The organism is Streptomyces sp. LBL (assembly GCF_029893585.1).
Classification (GTDB): Bacteria; Actinomycetota; Actinomycetes; order Streptomycetales; family Streptomycetaceae; genus Streptomyces.
Genome location: NZ_JARXYX010000016.1, coordinates 162,096 through 178,973 on the forward strand (window position 1 = coordinate 162,096; position 16,878 = coordinate 178,973).

15 protein-coding genes are annotated in these 16,878 nt (G+C 70.2%); all 15 read left to right on the forward strand.

Translation table 11 applies throughout. The annotated features are described in order from the left end of the window. The first annotated feature begins 366 nt into the window (after window positions 1-366). The gene (locus M2271_RS20885; protein WP_280888790.1) at window positions 367-2,172 is read left to right on the forward strand and encodes a DUF5941 domain-containing protein; all 1,806 of its coding nucleotides are present in this window, start codon (window positions 367-369) and stop codon (window positions 2,170-2,172) included. Further along, entirely contained in the window at window positions 2,169-2,921 is a 753-nt protein-coding gene (locus M2271_RS20890; RefSeq protein ID WP_280888791.1) for a phosphocholine cytidylyltransferase family protein, read from the forward strand. The genes M2271_RS20885 and M2271_RS20890 overlap by 4 nt, the downstream gene beginning before the upstream one ends. After that, a complete protein-coding gene (locus M2271_RS20895) occupies window positions 2,909-3,970 on the forward strand; it encodes an iron-containing alcohol dehydrogenase family protein (protein WP_280888792.1) in 1,062 nt (353 codons plus the stop codon). The genes M2271_RS20890 and M2271_RS20895 overlap by 13 nt, the downstream gene beginning before the upstream one ends. Next, on the forward strand, window positions 3,948-4,727 hold the full coding sequence (locus M2271_RS20900) for a CDP-alcohol phosphatidyltransferase family protein (protein WP_280888793.1): 780 nt from the start codon (window positions 3,948-3,950) through the stop codon (window positions 4,725-4,727). The genes M2271_RS20895 and M2271_RS20900 overlap by 23 nt, the downstream gene beginning before the upstream one ends. Before the next feature lie 5 nt (window positions 4,728-4,732). Next, window positions 4,733-5,617 (forward strand): glycosyltransferase family 2 protein, encoded by an 885-nt coding sequence (locus tag M2271_RS20905; RefSeq protein ID WP_280888794.1) that lies wholly within the window; start codon window positions 4,733-4,735, stop codon window positions 5,615-5,617. Window positions 5,618-5,760: 143 nt separating this feature from the next. Beyond that, window positions 5,761-6,690, forward strand: a complete 930-nt coding sequence (locus M2271_RS20910; protein ID WP_280888795.1) for an ABC transporter permease — start codon at window positions 5,761-5,763, stop codon at window positions 6,688-6,690. Next, window positions 6,683-7,462: an ABC transporter ATP-binding protein gene (locus M2271_RS20915; RefSeq protein WP_280888796.1), complete on the forward strand. Its 780-nt coding sequence runs from the start codon at window positions 6,683-6,685 to the stop codon at window positions 7,460-7,462. The genes M2271_RS20910 and M2271_RS20915 overlap by 8 nt, the downstream gene beginning before the upstream one ends. A gap of 387 nt (window positions 7,463-7,849) precedes the next feature. After that, complete coding sequence (gene hpnC / locus M2271_RS20920) at window positions 7,850-8,764, forward strand: squalene synthase HpnC (protein ID WP_280888825.1); 915 nt, start codon at window positions 7,850-7,852, stop codon at window positions 8,762-8,764. Then, window positions 8,761-9,711, forward strand: a complete 951-nt coding sequence (gene hpnD, locus M2271_RS20925) for a presqualene diphosphate synthase HpnD (RefSeq protein ID WP_280888797.1) — start codon at window positions 8,761-8,763, stop codon at window positions 9,709-9,711. The genes hpnC and hpnD overlap by 4 nt, the downstream gene beginning before the upstream one ends. A 136-nt stretch (window positions 9,712-9,847) precedes the next feature. Beyond that, window positions 9,848-11,275 carry a hydroxysqualene dehydroxylase HpnE gene (gene hpnE / locus M2271_RS20930; RefSeq protein ID WP_280888798.1) on the forward strand — a complete coding sequence of 476 codons (1,428 nt, stop codon included), beginning with the start codon at window positions 9,848-9,850 and terminating at the stop codon, window positions 11,273-11,275. Between the two features lie 71 nt (window positions 11,276-11,346). After that, on the forward strand, window positions 11,347-12,411 hold the full coding sequence (locus tag M2271_RS20935; protein ID WP_280888826.1) for a polyprenyl synthetase family protein: 1,065 nt from the start codon (window positions 11,347-11,349) through the stop codon (window positions 12,409-12,411). A 116-nt stretch (window positions 12,412-12,527) separates the two neighbouring features. After that, entirely contained in the window at window positions 12,528-14,519 is a 1,992-nt protein-coding gene (shc, locus tag M2271_RS20940; protein WP_280888799.1) for a squalene--hopene cyclase, read from the forward strand. Then, window positions 14,519-15,160 (forward strand): 1-hydroxy-2-methyl-2-butenyl 4-diphosphate reductase, encoded by a 642-nt coding sequence (locus M2271_RS20945; protein ID WP_280888800.1) that lies wholly within the window; start codon window positions 14,519-14,521, stop codon window positions 15,158-15,160. The genes shc and M2271_RS20945 overlap by 1 nt, the downstream gene beginning before the upstream one ends. Before the next feature lie 5 nt (window positions 15,161-15,165). Further along, complete coding sequence (gene hpnH, locus M2271_RS20950) at window positions 15,166-16,188, forward strand: adenosyl-hopene transferase HpnH (RefSeq protein WP_280888801.1); 1,023 nt, start codon at window positions 15,166-15,168, stop codon at window positions 16,186-16,188. A gap of 4 nt (window positions 16,189-16,192) precedes the next feature. Further along, on the forward strand, window positions 16,193-16,855 hold the full coding sequence (locus M2271_RS20955) for a flavodoxin-dependent (E)-4-hydroxy-3-methylbut-2-enyl-diphosphate synthase (RefSeq protein WP_280888802.1): 663 nt from the start codon (window positions 16,193-16,195) through the stop codon (window positions 16,853-16,855). The last annotated feature ends 23 nt before the right edge of the window (window positions 16,856-16,878 follow it).

Here is a 16,878-nt window from a genome sequence, read left to right on the forward strand (position 1 = left end):
GCCCTACGCGACCGCGCGGGGCGCGTCCCTGTCATGGTTGCCCCTGTCACGGTTTCCCCCGTCACGGTTGCCCCCGTCATGGTCGCCCACCCTGCGCCGAGGCCCTCAGTCGACGCAATGTCCCGGATGCACGGTATGGGAACGCACGTTTGTGGGCGGGGCCCGTGATGCCCGATGATGATCGTGGCGAAGGCCGGGGGAGACCCTGTTGATCGGCACCTGAACGGCCGGTGAACACCGTCTTCCGGTCATCCGATAGCCTCTGCCGACATGCCGCCCGCCTGGTGCAGTCTCACCATGCCAAGGGGCGCCCCCACCATGTACATGCCCGGCGCGGACGCGTCGGCACCCAGGGAGTGAGTTCGGTTGCCGACCGCCATCCTCACCGGTCAGCCGGTCCCCGGATCGTCGATCGAGGGCGATCTGCGGTCCCTCGGCTTCGACGTACGGATCGCCTCCGACGCCGCCGACGCCGAGACGCTCCTCGCCCAGGTCCCCGGGGACCAGCGGGTCGCCGTGGTCGATGCCCGGTTCGTGGGCCATGTCCACGCGTTGCGCCTCGGCCTCACCGACCCCCGCTTCCCGCTCGCCGCGGTCCCGGGCGCCGTCACCGCCCAGCCGGCCGGGCGCCAGGCCCTGACCCGGGTGATGGCGCGCGACAACTCCGCCGCCGGCGGCGGCACGGCCCTGGCCGTGGACAGCCTCGCCGACCGCGTCGTCACCGGCCTCGACGCCGACGGCACCAAGGTGTACCGCCCCGAGCTCGGCAGCCTGGTCGCCGAGGTCCCGGCCGACCCGCAGGCCCGCAACGAGGCACGGCAGTCCGTCGCCGCCGTCGACGACGAGGCCGTACGCCTGAAGTCGGCCGTGAAGGCCCGCGACGGCTTCTTCACCACCTTCTTCATCAGCCCCTACTCCCGCTACCTCGCCCGCTGGTGCGCCCGCCGGGGCCTCACCCCGAACCAGGTCACCACCGCATCCCTGCTCACCGCCCTGATCGCGGCGGGCTGCGCGGCCACCGGCACCCGCGGTGGCTTCATCGCGGCCGGTGTTCTGCTGATCGCGTCCTTCGTCCTGGACTGCACCGACGGCCAGCTCGCCCGCTACTCCCTCCAGTACTCCACGCTCGGCGCCTGGCTGGACGCCACCTTCGACCGGGCCAAGGAGTACGCCTACTACGCCGGCCTCGCCCTGGGGGCCGCCCGGAACGGGGACGACGTATGGGCCCTGGCGCTGGGCGCGATGATTTTGCAGACCTGCCGGCACGTCGTCGACTTCTCCTTCAACGAGGCCAACCACGACGCCACCGCCAACACCAGCCCCACGGCGGCCCTTTCGGACAAGCTCGACAGCCGCGGCTGGACGGTCTGGGCGCGCCGCATGATCGTGCTGCCGATCGGCGAGCGTTGGGCGATGATCGCCGTCCTCACGGCGGCGACCACGCCCCGTATCACCTTCTATGTGCTGCTCGTGGGCTGCGCCTTCGCGGCGACCTACACCACGGCGGGCCGGGTACTGCGCTCGCTGACCCGCAAGGCACAGCGCACGGACCGGGCCGCGCAGGCACTGGCGGACCTCGCGGACAGTGGGCCGCTCGCCGAGCTGCCGGCCCGCGCGGCACGCGGTGGAACGCGTCGTTCGATGGCCTACCTGTCCTTCGTCGGCGCAGCCCTCGTGATCTGCTCGGCCCTACTCTGGGGCGCCGGCTGGCAGACGGTCCTGTGTGCCGTCGGTTACGTCCTGATGTCGGCCGTGGCTGTCCTCCGCCCCCTCAAGGGTGCCCTCGACTGGCTGGTTCCGCCCCTGTTCAGGGCGGCTGAATACGGCACCGTCCTGGTACTGGCGGCCCAAGCGGACGTGAACGGGGCCCTTCCCGCGGCTTTCGGGCTGGTGGGGGCCGTCGCCTACCATCACTACGACACGGTGTACCGCATCCGCGGTGACGCCGGAGCGCCCCCGGCCTGGCTGGTGCGTGTCATCGGGGGCCACGACGGACGGACGCTGCTCGTCACCGTTCTGGCCGCGGTGCTCACCGCTTCGCAGTTCACGGTCGCGCTCACGGTTCTCGCCGTGGCCGTCGCCCTGGTGGTGCTCCTGGAGAGCATCCGCTTCTGGGTGGTCTCCCATCTGGGAGGCGCGCCCGCCGTACACGATGAAGGAGAACCCGCATGATCGGCCTCGTGCTGGCGGCCGGCGCCGGACGGCGTCTGCGCCCCTACACCGACAGCCTGCCCAAGGCGCTGGTGCCGGTGGGGCCCGCGGGTATAGAGGGCGAACCCACGGTCCTGGACCTGACGCTCGGCAACTTCGCCGAGATCGGTCTGACCGAGGTCGCGGTCATCGTCGGCTACCGCAAGGAGGCCGTGTACGAGCGCAAGGCGGCCCTGGAGCAGAAGTACGGGCTGAAGCTCACGCTCATCGACAACGACAAGGCCGAGGAGTGGAACAACGCCTACTCCCTGTGGTGCGGCCGTGACGCCCTCAAGGACGGCGTGATCCTCGCCAACGGCGACACCGTGCACCCGGTCTCGGTCGAGAGGACGCTGCTCGCCGCCCGCGGCGACGGCAAGAAGATCATTCTCGCCCTCGACACCGTGAAGTCCCTCGCGGACGAGGAGATGAAGGTTGTCGTCGACCCCGAGCGGGGCATGACGAAGATCACCAAGCTGATGGACCCCGCCGAGGCCACCGGCGAGTACATCGGTGTCACCCTCATCGAGGGCGACGCCGCCCCCGAACTCGCCGACGCGCTCAAGGCCGTGTGGGAGAGCGACCCCCAGCAGTTCTACGAGCACGGCTACCAGGAACTCGTCAACCGCGGCTTCCGTATCGACGTGGCGCCGATCGGCGACGTGAAGTGGGTGGAGATCGACAACCACGACGATCTCACCCGTGGACGGGAGATCGCATGCCAGTACTGACCAGGCTGATCCCCTCACCGCTCGTCGTCGACATCCGCCCGGGTGCCCTCGACGACCTGGGCTACGTCCTCGCCGACGAGCGCATCTCGCACTCCGGCAAACTCGCCGTCGCCGTCAGCGGCGGCTCGGGCGCCCGACTGCGCGAGCGGATCGCGCCCAGTCTGCCCGGCGCCACCTGGTACGAGGTCGGCGGCGGCACCATCGACGACGCCGTGCGGCTGGCGAACGACATAAAGGCCGGCCACTACGACGCGGTCGTGGGCCTCGGCGGTGGAAAGATCATCGACTGCGCCAAGTTCGCGGCCGCACGCGTCGGCCTGCCGCTGGTCGCCGTCGCCACCAACCTCGCGCACGACGGCCTGTGTTCGCCCGTCGCCACCCTCGACAACGACGCCGGCCGCGGCTCGTACGGTGTACCGAACCCGATCGCGGTGGTCATCGACCTGAACGTGATCCGTGAGGCACCCGTCCGCTTCGTGCGCTCCGGCATCGGCGACGTCATCTCCAACATCTCCGCGGTGGCGGACTGGGAGCTGGCCAACCGGATCAACGGCGAGAAGGTCGACGGTCTCGCCGCGGCCATGGCACGCCAGGCCGGTGAGGCGGTGCTGCGGCACCCGGGCGGGGTCGGCGACGACGCCTTCCTGCAGGTCCTGGCCGAGGCACTGGTCCTCACCGGGATCGCCATGTCCGTGTCGGGCGACTCCCGCCCGTCCTCCGGGGCCTGCCACGAGATCAACCACGCCTTCGACCTGCTGTTCCCCAAGCGGGCGGCCGCCCACGGAGAGCAGTGCGGCCTGGGCGCGGCCTTCGCGATGTATCTGCGCGGAGCCCACGAGGAGTCGGCCTACATGGCCGAGGTGCTGCGCCGGCACGGGCTGCCCGTGCTGCCGGAGGAGATCGGCTTCACCACGGACGAGTTCGTCCGCGTCGTGGAGTACGCCCCGCAGACCAGGCCCGGCCGCTACACGATCCTCGAACACCTCGACCTCACGACCGACCAGATCAAGGACGTCTACGCCGACTATGTCAAGGCCATCGGTAGCTGAACTCCGCCCCGTCGTCCACCCCGCAGGTGTGAAGGACCGGCGCAGCGGTGAGCACTGGATGGGACGCCTCTACATGCGTGAGGTGTCCCTGCGCGTCGACCGCTACCTGGTGAACACCAGGGTGACGCCCAACCAGCTCACGTACCTGATGACCGTCTTCGGCGTCCTCGCGGCCCCGGCCCTGCTGGTGCCGGGGATCACGGGCGCCGTGCTCGGTCTGGTGTGCGTGCAGCTCTATCTGCTGCTCGACTGCGTCGACGGCGAGATCGCACGCTGGAAGAAGCAGTACTCGCTCGGCGGGATCTACCTGGACCGCGTCGGTGCCTATCTGACCGACGCCGCGGTGCTGGTCGGCTTCGGTATGCGCGCCGCCGACCTGTGGGGCTCCGGGCGCATCGACTGGCTGTGGGCCTTCCTCGGCACGCTGGCCGCGCTCGGCGCGATCCTGATCAAGGCCGAGACCGACCTTGTCGGCGTCGCCCGCCACCAGAGCGGGCTGCCCCCGGTGAAGGAGGCCGCGTCCGAGCCGCGCTCCTCCGGCATGGCCCTGGCCCGCAGGGCCGCCGCGGCCCTGAAGTTCCACCGGCTGGTGCTCGGCATGGAGGCCTCCCTGCTGATTTTGGTCCTCGCGGTGGTGGACCAGATACGGGGCGACCTGTTCTTCTCCCGCCTCGGAGTCGCGGTGCTGGCCGGCATCGCGCTCCTGCAGACCCTGCTGCACCTGGTCTCCGTCCTCGCGTCGAGCAGGCTCAGGTGACGCCCATGGAGACGGGGCTGAAGGTCGGCGCGGTGATCATCACCATGGGCAACCGCCCCGACGAACTGCGTGCCCTGCTCGACTCGGTCGCCAAGCAGGACGGCGCCCGCGTCGAGGTGGTCGTGGTCGGCAACGGCTCGCCCGTACCCAACGTCCCCGAAGGCGTACGGACCATCGAACTGCCGGAGAACCTCGGCATCCCCGGCGGCCGCAACGTCGGCATAGAGGCCTTCGGGCCCGGCGGTCGAGACGTCGACATATTGATGTTCCTCGACGACGACGGCCTTCTCGCGGGCCACGACACCGCCGAACTCTGCCGCCGGGCCTTCACGGACGACCCCGAGCTCGGCATCATCAGCTTCCGCATAGCCGACCCCGAGACGGGGATCACCCAGCGCCGCCACGTGCCGCGCCTGCGCGCCGCAGACCCGCTGCGCTCCTCCCGGGTCACCACCTTCCTGGGCGGCGCCAACGCCGTCCGCACCCGAGTCTTCGCCGAAGTCGGCGGCCTCCCGGATGAATTCTTCTACGCGCACGAGGAAAGCGACCTTGCATGGCGGGCCCTCGACGCGGGCTGGATGATCGACTACCGGTCCGACATGGTGCTGTACCACCCCACGACCGCGCCTTCGCGGCACGCGGTCTACCACCGCATGGTCGCCCGCAACCGGGTCTGGCTCGCCCGACGCAACCTGCCCGCGCTCCTGATCCCCCTCTACCTGGGCGTCTGGCTGCTGCTCACCCTGGTGCGCCGCCCCTCGCGCCCCGCCCTGCGGGCGTGGTTCGGCGGATTCCGGGAGGGCTGGAGCACACCGTGCGGACCGCGGCACGCCATGAAGTGGCGTACGGTGTGGCGGCTGACTCGGCTGGGCCGGCCCCCCGTCATCTGACAAGCTCGTGTCCGACAGCAACCGGGCCCAGCCGAGGCCCCGGGCCCGCACCGGGCTCCCGGCTCCTGCCAGGCCCGCACAGGCTGCGCATCGCGAAGACGAAAGTTTCCACTTGCGCATCTCGAAGACGAAAGTTTCCACTAGTGAGTGAGACAACGCACGACGGCACGGTCGCGGTGAGCGCGTCCGTGCCGCCCGACGCGGGCCTGACGGCGGCCCAGCTCGCCGCCGCACACGGGCTGACCGTGAGCGGCGCCCGGCCCTCCCTCGTCGAGTACGTCCGCCAGCTCCGGGACCGGCGTCACTTCATCATCGCCTTCTCCCGGGCGAAGCTGACCGCCCAGTACAGCCAGGCCAAGCTCGGCCAGGTGTGGCAGGTGGCGACCCCGCTGCTGAACGCGGCCGTGTACTTCTTCATCTTCGGCGTCATCCTGAACGCCGGCCGAGGCATGTCGAAGGACGTGTACATCCCGTTCCTGGTCACGGGTGTCTTCGTGTTCACCTTCACGCAGAGCTCGGTCATGGCCGGCGTGCGCGCCATCTCCGGCAACCTCGGCCTGGTCCGAGCGCTGCACTTCCCGCGCGCCTCGCTGCCGGTCTCCTTCGCGCTCCAGCAGCTCCAGCAGCTGCTGTTCTCGATGGTCGTGGTGTTCGCCGTGGTGATCGGCTTCGGGAGCTACCCGAGCCTGTCCTGGGTGCTGATCGTCCCGGTGCTCGTCCTGCAGTTCCTCTTCAACACCGGCCTGTCGCTGATCATGGCCCGCGCCGGCGCCAGGACCCCGGACCTCGCCCAGCTGATGCCGTTCGTGATGCGTACCTGGATGTACGCGTCCGGCGTGATGTTCTCCATCAAGGTCATGCTGGAGGACAAGCCGACCTGGATCGCCAACGTCCTGCAGTGGAACCCGGCCGCGATCTACATGGACCTGATGCGCTTCGCCCTCATCGACGGCTACGGCTCCGAGAACCTGCCCGGCCACGTCTGGGCGGTGGCGGGCGCCTGGGCGGTGCTGTTCGCCCTGGGCGGCTTCGTGTACTTCTGGAAGGCGGAGGAGAGGTACGGCCGTGGCTGAGCACATCGAGGACGCGCGAGTCCCCACCGTCATCGCGGACGAACTGCACATCGTCTACCGCGTGAACGGCGCCAAGACCGGCAAGGGCAGTGCCACCGCCGCTCTCAGCCGCATCCTGCGGCGCGGAGAGGAGCGGGGGGTACGCAAGGTGCACGCGGTCAAGGGCGTCTCCTTCGTCGCCTACCGCGGCGAGGCCATCGGCCTCATCGGCTCCAACGGCTCCGGCAAGTCGACCCTGTTGCGTGCCATCGCCGGTCTGCTCCCGGCCGAGAAGGGCAAGGTCTACACCGGCGGTCAGCCCTCCCTGCTCGGCGTGAACGCGGCTCTGATGAACGACCTCACCGGTGAGCGGAACGTCATATTGGGCGGGCTCGCCATGGGCATGTCCCGCGAGCAGATCAAGGAGCGCTACCAGGAGATCGTCGACTTCTCGGGGATCAACGAGAAGGGCGACTTCATCACTCTCCCGATGCGCACCTACTCCTCCGGCATGGCGGCCCGGCTGCGCTTCTCCATCGCCGCCGCCAAGGACCACGACGTCCTGATGATCGACGAGGCCCTCGCCACCGGTGACCGCAAGTTCCAGAAGCGTTCCGAGGAACGCATCCGGGAACTGCGCAAAGAGGCGGGCACGGTCTTCCTCGTCAGTCACAACAACAAGTCGATCCGTGACACCTGCGACCGCGTCCTGTGGCTGGAACGGGGCGAGCTGCGCATGGACGGCCCGACCGACGAGGTCATCAAGGAGTACGAGAAGTTCACGGGCAAGTAGTCCACCCGCACCCGGTCGAAAGAGACCGCCCCGCTTCCCAGGGCCCCGCCGGAACTGCTCCGGCGGGGCTCCGCGTCTGCAAAGGAAAGGTCAACTGGGGCCCGCGTCAGGAATCTTGGGACCAATCGGTGTGTTCTTGTGATGTGCAGGACACCCCAGCGATCAGCGCCGCGTTGTACAACGTAAGCTGTACAGGTCCCGAAACGCGGCAAGTAGGGCGATAATGCGCCACACCCTGCGCCAGTGCTGCCGCGTGGGCGGCCGGGCGGCGTGTCCGAAATAGTGTGCATTGGGTCGGCAGTGTAGAACGGGAGATGTGACGGCAATGGCTACGGAAACTCCCCAGATCCACGCAGCATGTGCCGTCCCCGCCCAGGGCAGCCAGTGGTGAGGGGAAGCGGCACGCCGCACGCCGGTGATGCGGAGCGCGGCACGCTCGACAAGGCCGCGGCGGAGAACTTCCCCGTGGCCCCGTTCTTCCTGCCCAGGGCCTGGCGCACCGACCTCATGGCCGTCTACGGCTTCGCCCGTCTCGTCGACGACATCGGTGACGGCGATCTGGCCCCCGGCGGCGCCGACGCCCGCCTGCTCGGCGTGTCGCCCACGGACGCCGAGGACCGGACGGTCCTGCTGGACGCCTTCGAGGCCGACCTCCACCGCGTCTTCGCCACGTCGTCGCGTCCGGGGCCGCGCCACCCGCTGCTGCGCCGCCTCCAGCCGACCGTCCGCCGCCACGCGCTGACCCCCGAGCCGTTCCTCGGGCTGATCGCCGCCAACCGCCAGGACCAGCTCGTCGCGCGCTACGAGACCTACGACGACCTCCTCGCGTACTGCGAACTGTCCGCCAACCCCGTCGGCCGCCTGGTGCTCGCCGTCACCGGGACATCGACCCCCGAGCGGATCCGCCGCTCCGACGCGATCTGCACAGCCCTGCAGATCGTCGAACACCTCCAGGACGTCGCCGAGGACCTCGGCCGCGACCGCATCTACCTGCCCGCCGCGGACATGAAGCGCTTCCACGTTCAGGAAAGGGATCTCGCCGCGAAAACCGGGGGCGCGTCGGTGCGTGCTCTGGTTGCATACGAAGCGCAACGCGCCAGCGATCTCCTGAATGAAGGCGCCCCCCTGGTGGGTAGCGTCCACGGCAGGTTGAAACTGCTGCTCGCAGGGTTCGTGGCGGGGGGAAGGGCGGCGATCCGGGCGATCGCCGCCGCCGAATACGACGTACTTCCCGGCCCGCCCGAGCCCGGCAAGATCCAGTTGCTGCGCGAGGTGGGCGTCACTCTGCGAGGAAAGAGGTGATCCGGACCGTGGAGTCGGAACCACACGTGTCCGCACCGGTACTCGCCGCCTACAGCTACTGCGAGACCGTGACCGGGCAGCAGGCCCGTAACTTCGCGTACGGCATCAGACTGCTGCCGACGCCCAAGCGTCGCGCGATGTCCGCGCTGTACGCGTTCTCCCGGCGCGTCGACGACATCGGCGACGGCGCGCTGGCGAACGAGGTCAAGAGCGCGAGACTGGAGGAGACCCGGGAGATGCTGGCCCGGGTGCGCGACGGTGCGATCGCCGAGGACGGCACCGACCCCGTCGCGGTCGCCCTCGCCCACGCCGCCGAGGCCTTCCCGATCCCGCTGGGCGGCCTGGACGAACTCATCGACGGCGTGCTGATGGACGTCCGCGGCGAGGCCTACGAGACCTGGGACGACCTGAAGGTGTACTGCCGTTGCGTGGCGGGCGCCATCGGGCGGATCTCGCTCGGCGTGTTCGGCACCGAGTCAGGAGCGCGCGGTGTCGAGCGCGCGCCGGAGTACGCCGACACGCTCGGACTGGCACTCCAGCTCACCAACATCCTGCGGGACGTCCGTGAGGACGCCGAGGGCGGGCGCACCTACCTGCCCGCCGACGACCTCGCCAAGTTCGGCTGCTCGGCCGGCTTCAAGGGGCCGAAACCACCGGAGGGCGCCGACTTCGCGGGCCTCGTGCACTTCGAAGTGCGTCGGGCCCGCGCCCTTTTCGCCGAGGGCTACCGGCTGCTCCCGATGCTCGACCGGCGCAGCGGCGCCTGTGTCGCCGCCATGGCCGGCATCTACCGCCGCCTCCTCGACCGCATCGAGCGCGACCCGGAGGCCGTGCTGCGCGGCCGGGTCTCGCTGCCCGGACGGGAGAAGGCGTACGTCGCCGTACGCGGCCTGTCCGGCCTGGACACCCGCCACGTGACCCGCAGAACCGTCAGGAGGCGCGCCTGATGGACAATCCGGTCCAAGGTGATGCCACCGGAGAAAACTGGCACGCAACCCTCCGGCCGGGGACGGCGTCCCTGACTGCAACGGCCTGCCGTGCATCGTTCGACCCCCACGGCGGCCGGGCAGGGGAGGACGCACCATGACCGACGGCACGCGGTCCGACGAGCCGCTCGCGGACACGCCGGAACACTCCGGCAAAGACGCCGTCGTGGTCGGCGGCGGGCTCGCCGGCATCACCACCGCGCTCGCACTCGCCGACGCCGGAGTCCGGGTGACGTTGCTCGAAGGCAGGCCGCGCCTGGGCGGGCTCGCCTTCTCCTTCCAGCGCGACGGGCTGACCGTCGACAACGGACAGCACGTGTATCTGCGCTGCTGCACCGCCTACCGCTGGTTCCTCGACCGGATCGAGGGTGCCGCGCTGGCCCCGCTGCAGGATCGTCTGGACGTGCCCGTACTCGACGTCGACCGGCCCGAGGGCAGGCGGCTCGGCAGGCTGCGGCGCGACGCGTTGCCGGTGCCCCTGCATCTGGGGCGCGGCCTCGCCACGTATCCGCATCTCTCCCTCGCCGAACGTGCCAGGGTCGGGCGTGCCGCGCTCGCGCTCAAGGGGCTCGACCTCGCCGATCCGACCCTGGACACGCAGGACTTCGGCAGCTGGCTGACCGCGCACGGTCAGTCGGCGCGCGCCATCGAGGCCCTGTGGGACCTGGTCGGGGTCGCCACCCTCAACGCGGTCGCGGGCGACGCCTCGCTCGGGCTCGCCGCGATGGTGTTCAAGACCGGTCTGCTGTCCGAGCCGGGCGCGGCCGACATCGGATGGGCGCGCGTCCCGCTGGGCGAACTGCATGACCGGCTCGCCCGCAAGGCGCTCGACTCCGCGGGCGTGCGTACCGAAGTCCGTACACGCGTCACCTCCATCTCGACTGACGAAAACGGGCGTTGGAGCGTTCAGGTTCCCGGTGAGACACTCGCGGCGGACGCGGTCGTGCTCGCCGTACCGCACCGCGAGGCCCACGACCTGCTGCCGCCCGGAGCGCTCGACGCCCCCGGGCGACTGCTGGAGATCGGCACCGCGCCGATCCTCAACGTCCATGTCGTCTACGACCGCACGGTGCTCACCCGGCCGTTCTTCGCAGCCCTCGGCACTCCGGTGCAGTGGGTGTTCGACCGGACCGAGGCCTCCGGGCTGAGCGGGGGCCAGTACCTCGCGCTGTCCCAGTCGGCGGCCCACGACGAGATCGACGAGCCCGTCGCCGTCCTGCGCGAGCGGTATCTGCCGGAACTGGAGCGACTGCTGCCCCGCGCGCGGGGGGCCGAGGTGAGGGACTTCTTCGTGACCAGAGAGCGTACGGCGACGTTCGCTCCCACCCCCGGCGTCGGGCGGCTCAGGCCCGGCGCCCGCACCAAGGCACCCGGCCTGTACCTGGCCGGAGCGTGGACCGCCACAGGGTGGCCCGCGACCATGGAGAGTGCGGTCCGCAGCGGAGTGAGCGCGGCCGACGCCGCACTCGGCGCCCTGGGCCGGACCCGCCCCCGCCATCTCTTCGCATTCGAGGAGGCGGCCTGATGCCGGCTCGGCACGGCACGGCAGGTGCCCGCACCTCCGGTACCGCAACAAGAGGAGAGACTGTGCCCACTGTGCCCCCGGCCTCGACGGCCGCTCGGCGGCCTGCGGTGGACGTGACCGCGCTCCTGGAGCGCGGCCGGACCCTGGCCACACCGGTGCTGCGGACGGCGATCGACCGCCTGGCAGCTCCCATGGACACTGTTTCCGCCTACCACTTCGGATGGATCGACGCCCAGGGCAACCCCGCCGACGGAGACGGCGGCAAGGCCGTACGTCCCGCGCTCGCCGTGCTCTCCGCCGAGGTCACCGGCGCCGCACCCGAGGTCGGCATCCCCGGCGCGGTCGCCGTCGAACTCGTCCACAACTTCTCCCTGCTGCACGACGACCTGATGGACGGCGACGAACAGCGCCGCCACCGCGACACCGTCTGGAAGGTGCACGGCCCCGCCCAGGCCATCCTGGTCGGCGACGCCCTGTTCGCCCTCGCCAACGAGGTGCTGCTGGAGCTCGGCACCGTCGAGGCGGGCCGCGCCACCCGCCGGCTGACCAGCGCCACCCGCGCCCTGATCGACGGCCAGGCGCAGGACATCTCCTACGAGCACCGCGACCGCGTCAGCGTCGAGGAGTGCCTGGAGATGGAGGGCAACAAGACGGGGGCCCTGCTCGCCTGCGCCAGTTCGATCGGCGCCGTGCTCGGCGGCGCGGACGACCGCACCGCCGACACGCTGGAGACGTACGGCTACCACCTCGGCCTCGCCTTCCAAGCTGTCGACGACCTCCTCGGGATCTGGGGCGACCCGGTCTCCACCGGCAAGCAGACCTGGAGCGACCTGCGCCAGCGCAAGAAATCCCTGCCTGTCGTGGCCGCGCTCGCGGCGGGCGGTCCCGCCTCCGAGCGGCTCGGCGAGATGCTCGCCGCCGACGCCAAGCGCAGCGACTTCGAGAACTTCTCCGAGGAGGAGTTCGCGGCCCGCGCCGCCCTCATCGAGGAGGCCGGCGCCCGCGAGTGGACGGCCGAGGAAGCCCGCCGTCAGCACACCATCGCCATCCAAGCCCTGGACACCGTCGACATGCCCGACCGGGTACGGGCGCAGTTCACGGCGCTCGCCGACTTCGTCGTCGTACGAAAGAGATGATCACTATCGGTCGAATAACCCTCGCGTAGTCGCCGGCCGGTGTCGCGGGAAGCGACGCACCGGCCGACGGCGGACCCACAGCAGGACGACTCGCACGACTGCACGAAGGGGAAGCCATGACAGCGACGACCGACGGAAGCACCGGAGCCCTGCCGCCCCGCGCTGCCTCGGCCCGCGAAACCGACAACACCACCCCCGTGACGGCCGGGGCCCGCGATGCCGCCGTACACGCAGTACAACGCTCCACCGAGTTCCTGCTGTCCCGACAGGACGCGGAGGGCTGGTGGAAGGGCGACCTCGAGACCAACGTCACGATGGACGCCGAGGACCTGCTGCTGCGGCAGTTCCTGGGCATCCGCGACGAGGAGACGACCCACGGCGCCGCCCTCTTCATCCGCGGTGAGCAGCGCGAGGACGGCACCTGGGCCAGCTTCTACGGCGGTCCGGGCGACCTCTCCGCGACCATCGAGGCGTACGTCGCCCTGCGACTGGACGGCGACGCGCCGGACGCACCGCACATGGCGAAGGCCTCCGCCTGGATCCGCGACCGGGGCGGGATCGCCGCCGCCCGGGTCTTCACCCGGATCTGGCTGGCCCTGTTCGGCTGGTGGAAGTGGGAGGACCTGCCCGAACTCCCGCCGGAACTCATCTACCTCCCCACCTGGTTCCCGCTCAACATCTACGACTTCGGATGCTGGGCCCGGCAGACCATCGTCCCGCTGACGATCGTCTCCGCGAAGCGGCCGGTGAGGCCCGCCCCCTTCCCGCTCGACGAACTGCACTCCGATCCCGCGAACCCGAACCCGGTCAAGCCCTTCGCCCCGGTGGTGAGTTGGGACGGCGCCTTCCAGCGGCTGGACAAGGCGCTGCACGCCCTGCGCAAGGTCGCGCCGCGCAGGCTGCGCAAGGCGGCGATGAATTCCGCCGCCCGCTGGATCGTCGAGCGCCAGGAGAACGACGGCTGCTGGGGCGGTATCCAGCCGCCGGCCGTGTACTCGGTCATCGCCCTGTCCCTGCTCGGCTACGACCTCGAACACCCTGTGATGCGCGCGGGACTCGAGTCGCTGGACCGTTTCGCCGTGTGGCGCGAGGACGGGTCCCGGATGATCGAGGCCTGCCAGTCGCCGGTGTGGGACACCTGCCTCGCCACCATCGCGCTCGCCGACGCGGGGGTGCCGGCCGACCACCCCCAGCTGGTCAAGGCCGCCGACTGGATGCTCGGCGAACAGATCGTGCGGCCCGGCGACTGGTCGGTGAAGCGGCCCGGGCTCCCGCCGGGCGGCTGGGCGTTCGAGTTCCACAACGACAACTACCCCGACATCGACGACACCGCCGAGGTCGTCCTCGCCCTGCGCCGGGTCCGGCACCACGACCCCGAGCGGGTGGACAAGGCGATCGGGCGCGGGGTGCGCTGGAACCTGGGGATGCAGTCGAAGAACGGCGCGTGGGGCGCCTTCGACGTCGACAACACCAGTCCCTTCCCCAACCGGCTGCCGTTCTGCGACTTCGGCGAGGTCATCGACCCGCCGTCCGCGGACGTCACCGCGCACGTGGTGGAGATGCTCGCGGTCGAGGGCCTCTCGCACGATCCGCGCACCCGGCGCGGCATCGAGTGGCTGCTCGCCGAACAGGAGCCGAACGGCTCGTGGTTCGGGCGCTGGGGCGTCAACTACGTCTACGGCACAGGGTCGGTGGTGCCCGCACTGACCGCGGCCGGCCTGCCCGCCTCCCACCCGGCGATCCGGCGGGCCGTGGCCTGGCTGGAGTCCGTCCAGAACGACGACGGCGGCTGGGGCGAGGATCTGCGCTCCTACCGGGACAGCAAGAAGTGGAGCGGGCGGGGCGCCTCCACCGCCTCGCAGACGGCGTGGGCGCTGATGGCCCTGCTGGCGGCGGGGGAGAAGGACTCCAAGGCCGTGGAACGTGGCGTCGAGTGGCTCGCAAGCACACAGCGCGAGGACGGTTCCTGGGACGAGCCCTACTTCACCGGTACCGGCTTCCCCTGGGACTTCTCGATCAACTACCACCTCTACCGGCAGGTCTTCCCGCTCACCGCACTCGGCCGGTACGTCCACGGAGAGCCGTTCTCCGGGGCCGAGGGGGGCTGATGAGCACCCAGCCCGTCACGGTACCGCTGCTGATCGCCTGCGCGCTCGGCATCGAGCATCTCGCCCTGCGCAGCGGCGACCGCGGCGGCGCCGACGGGCCGGTCACCGTCCTGCGCACCGGCATGGGACCCAGGGCGGCCGAACGGGCCGTCACCCGGGTCCTGGCCGACCGTGGGTTCGACGGGGCCGCCGTACTGGCCACCGGCTTCTGCGCGGGACTCGCACCCGGCATGCACCCCGGTGACCTGGTCGTCGCCGAGGAGACCCGGGACCCGCGCGGCACCGTCCCGTGCGTGGGCACCGACCTGCTCGTCAAGGAGCTGGTACGGACCCTTCCCGGACGCACGGTCCACACCGGGCCGCTCACCGGTTCCGATCACGTCGTCCGTGGTCACGAACGGTCGGATCTGCTCGCGACCGGCGCGATCGCGGTCGACATGGAGTCCGCGGCCACGCTTCTGGGCGCCGTGCACGCGGGCGAGCGCCCGGTTGCGGCCGTCCGGGTGGTGGTGGACGCTCCAGAACATGAACTCGTCCGGATCGGCACGGTGCGCGGTGGAATATCGGCTTTCCGCGTCCTTCGTTCCGTACTTCCCGCTTTTTATGAATGGCACCGTTCCTTGCTGCTCCCCCGGAGGTGAGCCAGATGGCCATGCCGCTGCGCCAGTCCATCAAGGTCGCTACATACTTGGTCGAACAGAAGCTCCGCAAGCGGGAGAAGTTTCCGCTCATCGTGGAGCTCGAGCCTCTCTTCGCGTGCAACCTCAAGTGCGAGGGCTGCGGCAAGATCCAGCACCCGGCCGGGGTGCTGAAGCAACGGATGCCGGTGGCGCAGGCCGTCGGGGCGGTGCTGGAGTCCGGTGCGCCGATGGTGTCCATCGCCGGCGGCGAGCCGCTGATGCACCCTCAGATCGACGAGATCGTGCGGCAGCTGGTGGCGAAGAGGAAATACGTCTTCCTCTGCACCAACGCCATGCTGCTGCGCAAGAAGATGGACAAGTTCACCCCCTCGCCCTACTTCGCCTTCGCGGTGCACATCGACGGGCTGCGCGAGCGTCATGACGAGTCGGTGGCCAAGGAGGGCGTGTTCGACGAGGCGGTGGCGGCGATCAAGGAGGCCAAGCGGCGCGGCTTCCGGGTCACCACCAACTCGACCTTCTTCAACACGGACACCCCGCAGACCATCATCGAGGTGCTCGACTTCCTCAACGACGACCTCAAGGTCGACGAGATGATGATCTCGCCCGCCTACGCCTACGAGAAGGCGCCCGACCAGGAGCACTTCCTGGGCGTGGAGCAGACCCGCGAGCTGTTCAAGAAGGCCTTCTCGGGCGGCAACCGCAGGAAGTGGCGGCTCAACCACTCCCCGCTCTTCCTGGACTTCCTGGAGGGCAAGGTCGACTTCCCGTGCACCGCCTGGGCGATCCCGAACTACTCGCTGTTCGGGTGGCAGCGGCCCTGCTACCTGATGAGCGACGGGTACGTGCCGACGTACCGCGAACTCATCGAGGAGACCGACTGGGACAAGTACGGCCGCGGCAAGGACCCGCGCTGCGCCAACTGCATGGCGCACTGCGGCTACGAGCCCACCGCCGTCCTCGCCACCATGGGTTCCCTCAAGGAGTCGCTGCGCGCCATGCGCGAGACGGTCTCCGGAAACCGCGAGTAGCGCCATGACCGCCATTTCCTTGGGCGTCCCCGAGGTACCGGTCCGGCCGATAGCGGAACGGCGTGTCTCACGGCGGATCCAGGTCGGGCCGGTGGCGGTCGGGGGCGGGGCCCCGGTGTCGGTGCAGTCGATGACCACGACCCGTACGTCGGACATCGGCGCCACCCTGCAGCAGATCGCGGAACTCACCGCCTCGGGCTGCCAGATCGTCCGTGTGGCCTGCCCCACGCAGGACGACGCGGACGCCCTCCGGGTGTCGTTGTCCGCCCCGCCCGCCGAGGAGGTCAAGGTCGGCATCCAGATCCTGGAGTCGCTGGGCCTCAGGCAGCGTCGGCTGGAGATCGTCTCCTGCCCGTCCTGCGGGCGGGCCCAGGTCGACGTCTACAGGCTGGCCGACGAGGTCACGGCGGGCCTGGAGGGCATGGAGGTGCCGCTCAGGGTCGCCGTCATGGGGTGCGTGGTGAACGGGCCCGGAGAGGCGCGGGAAGCCGACCTCGGGGTCGCCTCCGGCAACGGCAAGGGGCAGATCTTCGTCAAGGGCGAGGTCGTCAAGACCGTGCCCGAGTCGAAGATCGTGGAGACCCTGATCGAAGAGGCGATGAAGATCGCCGAGCAGATGGAGCAGGACGGCGTCGCGGCGGGGGAGCCGGCCGTCACCGTGAGTTGAACAGCACGGACCAGGAGGGGGCC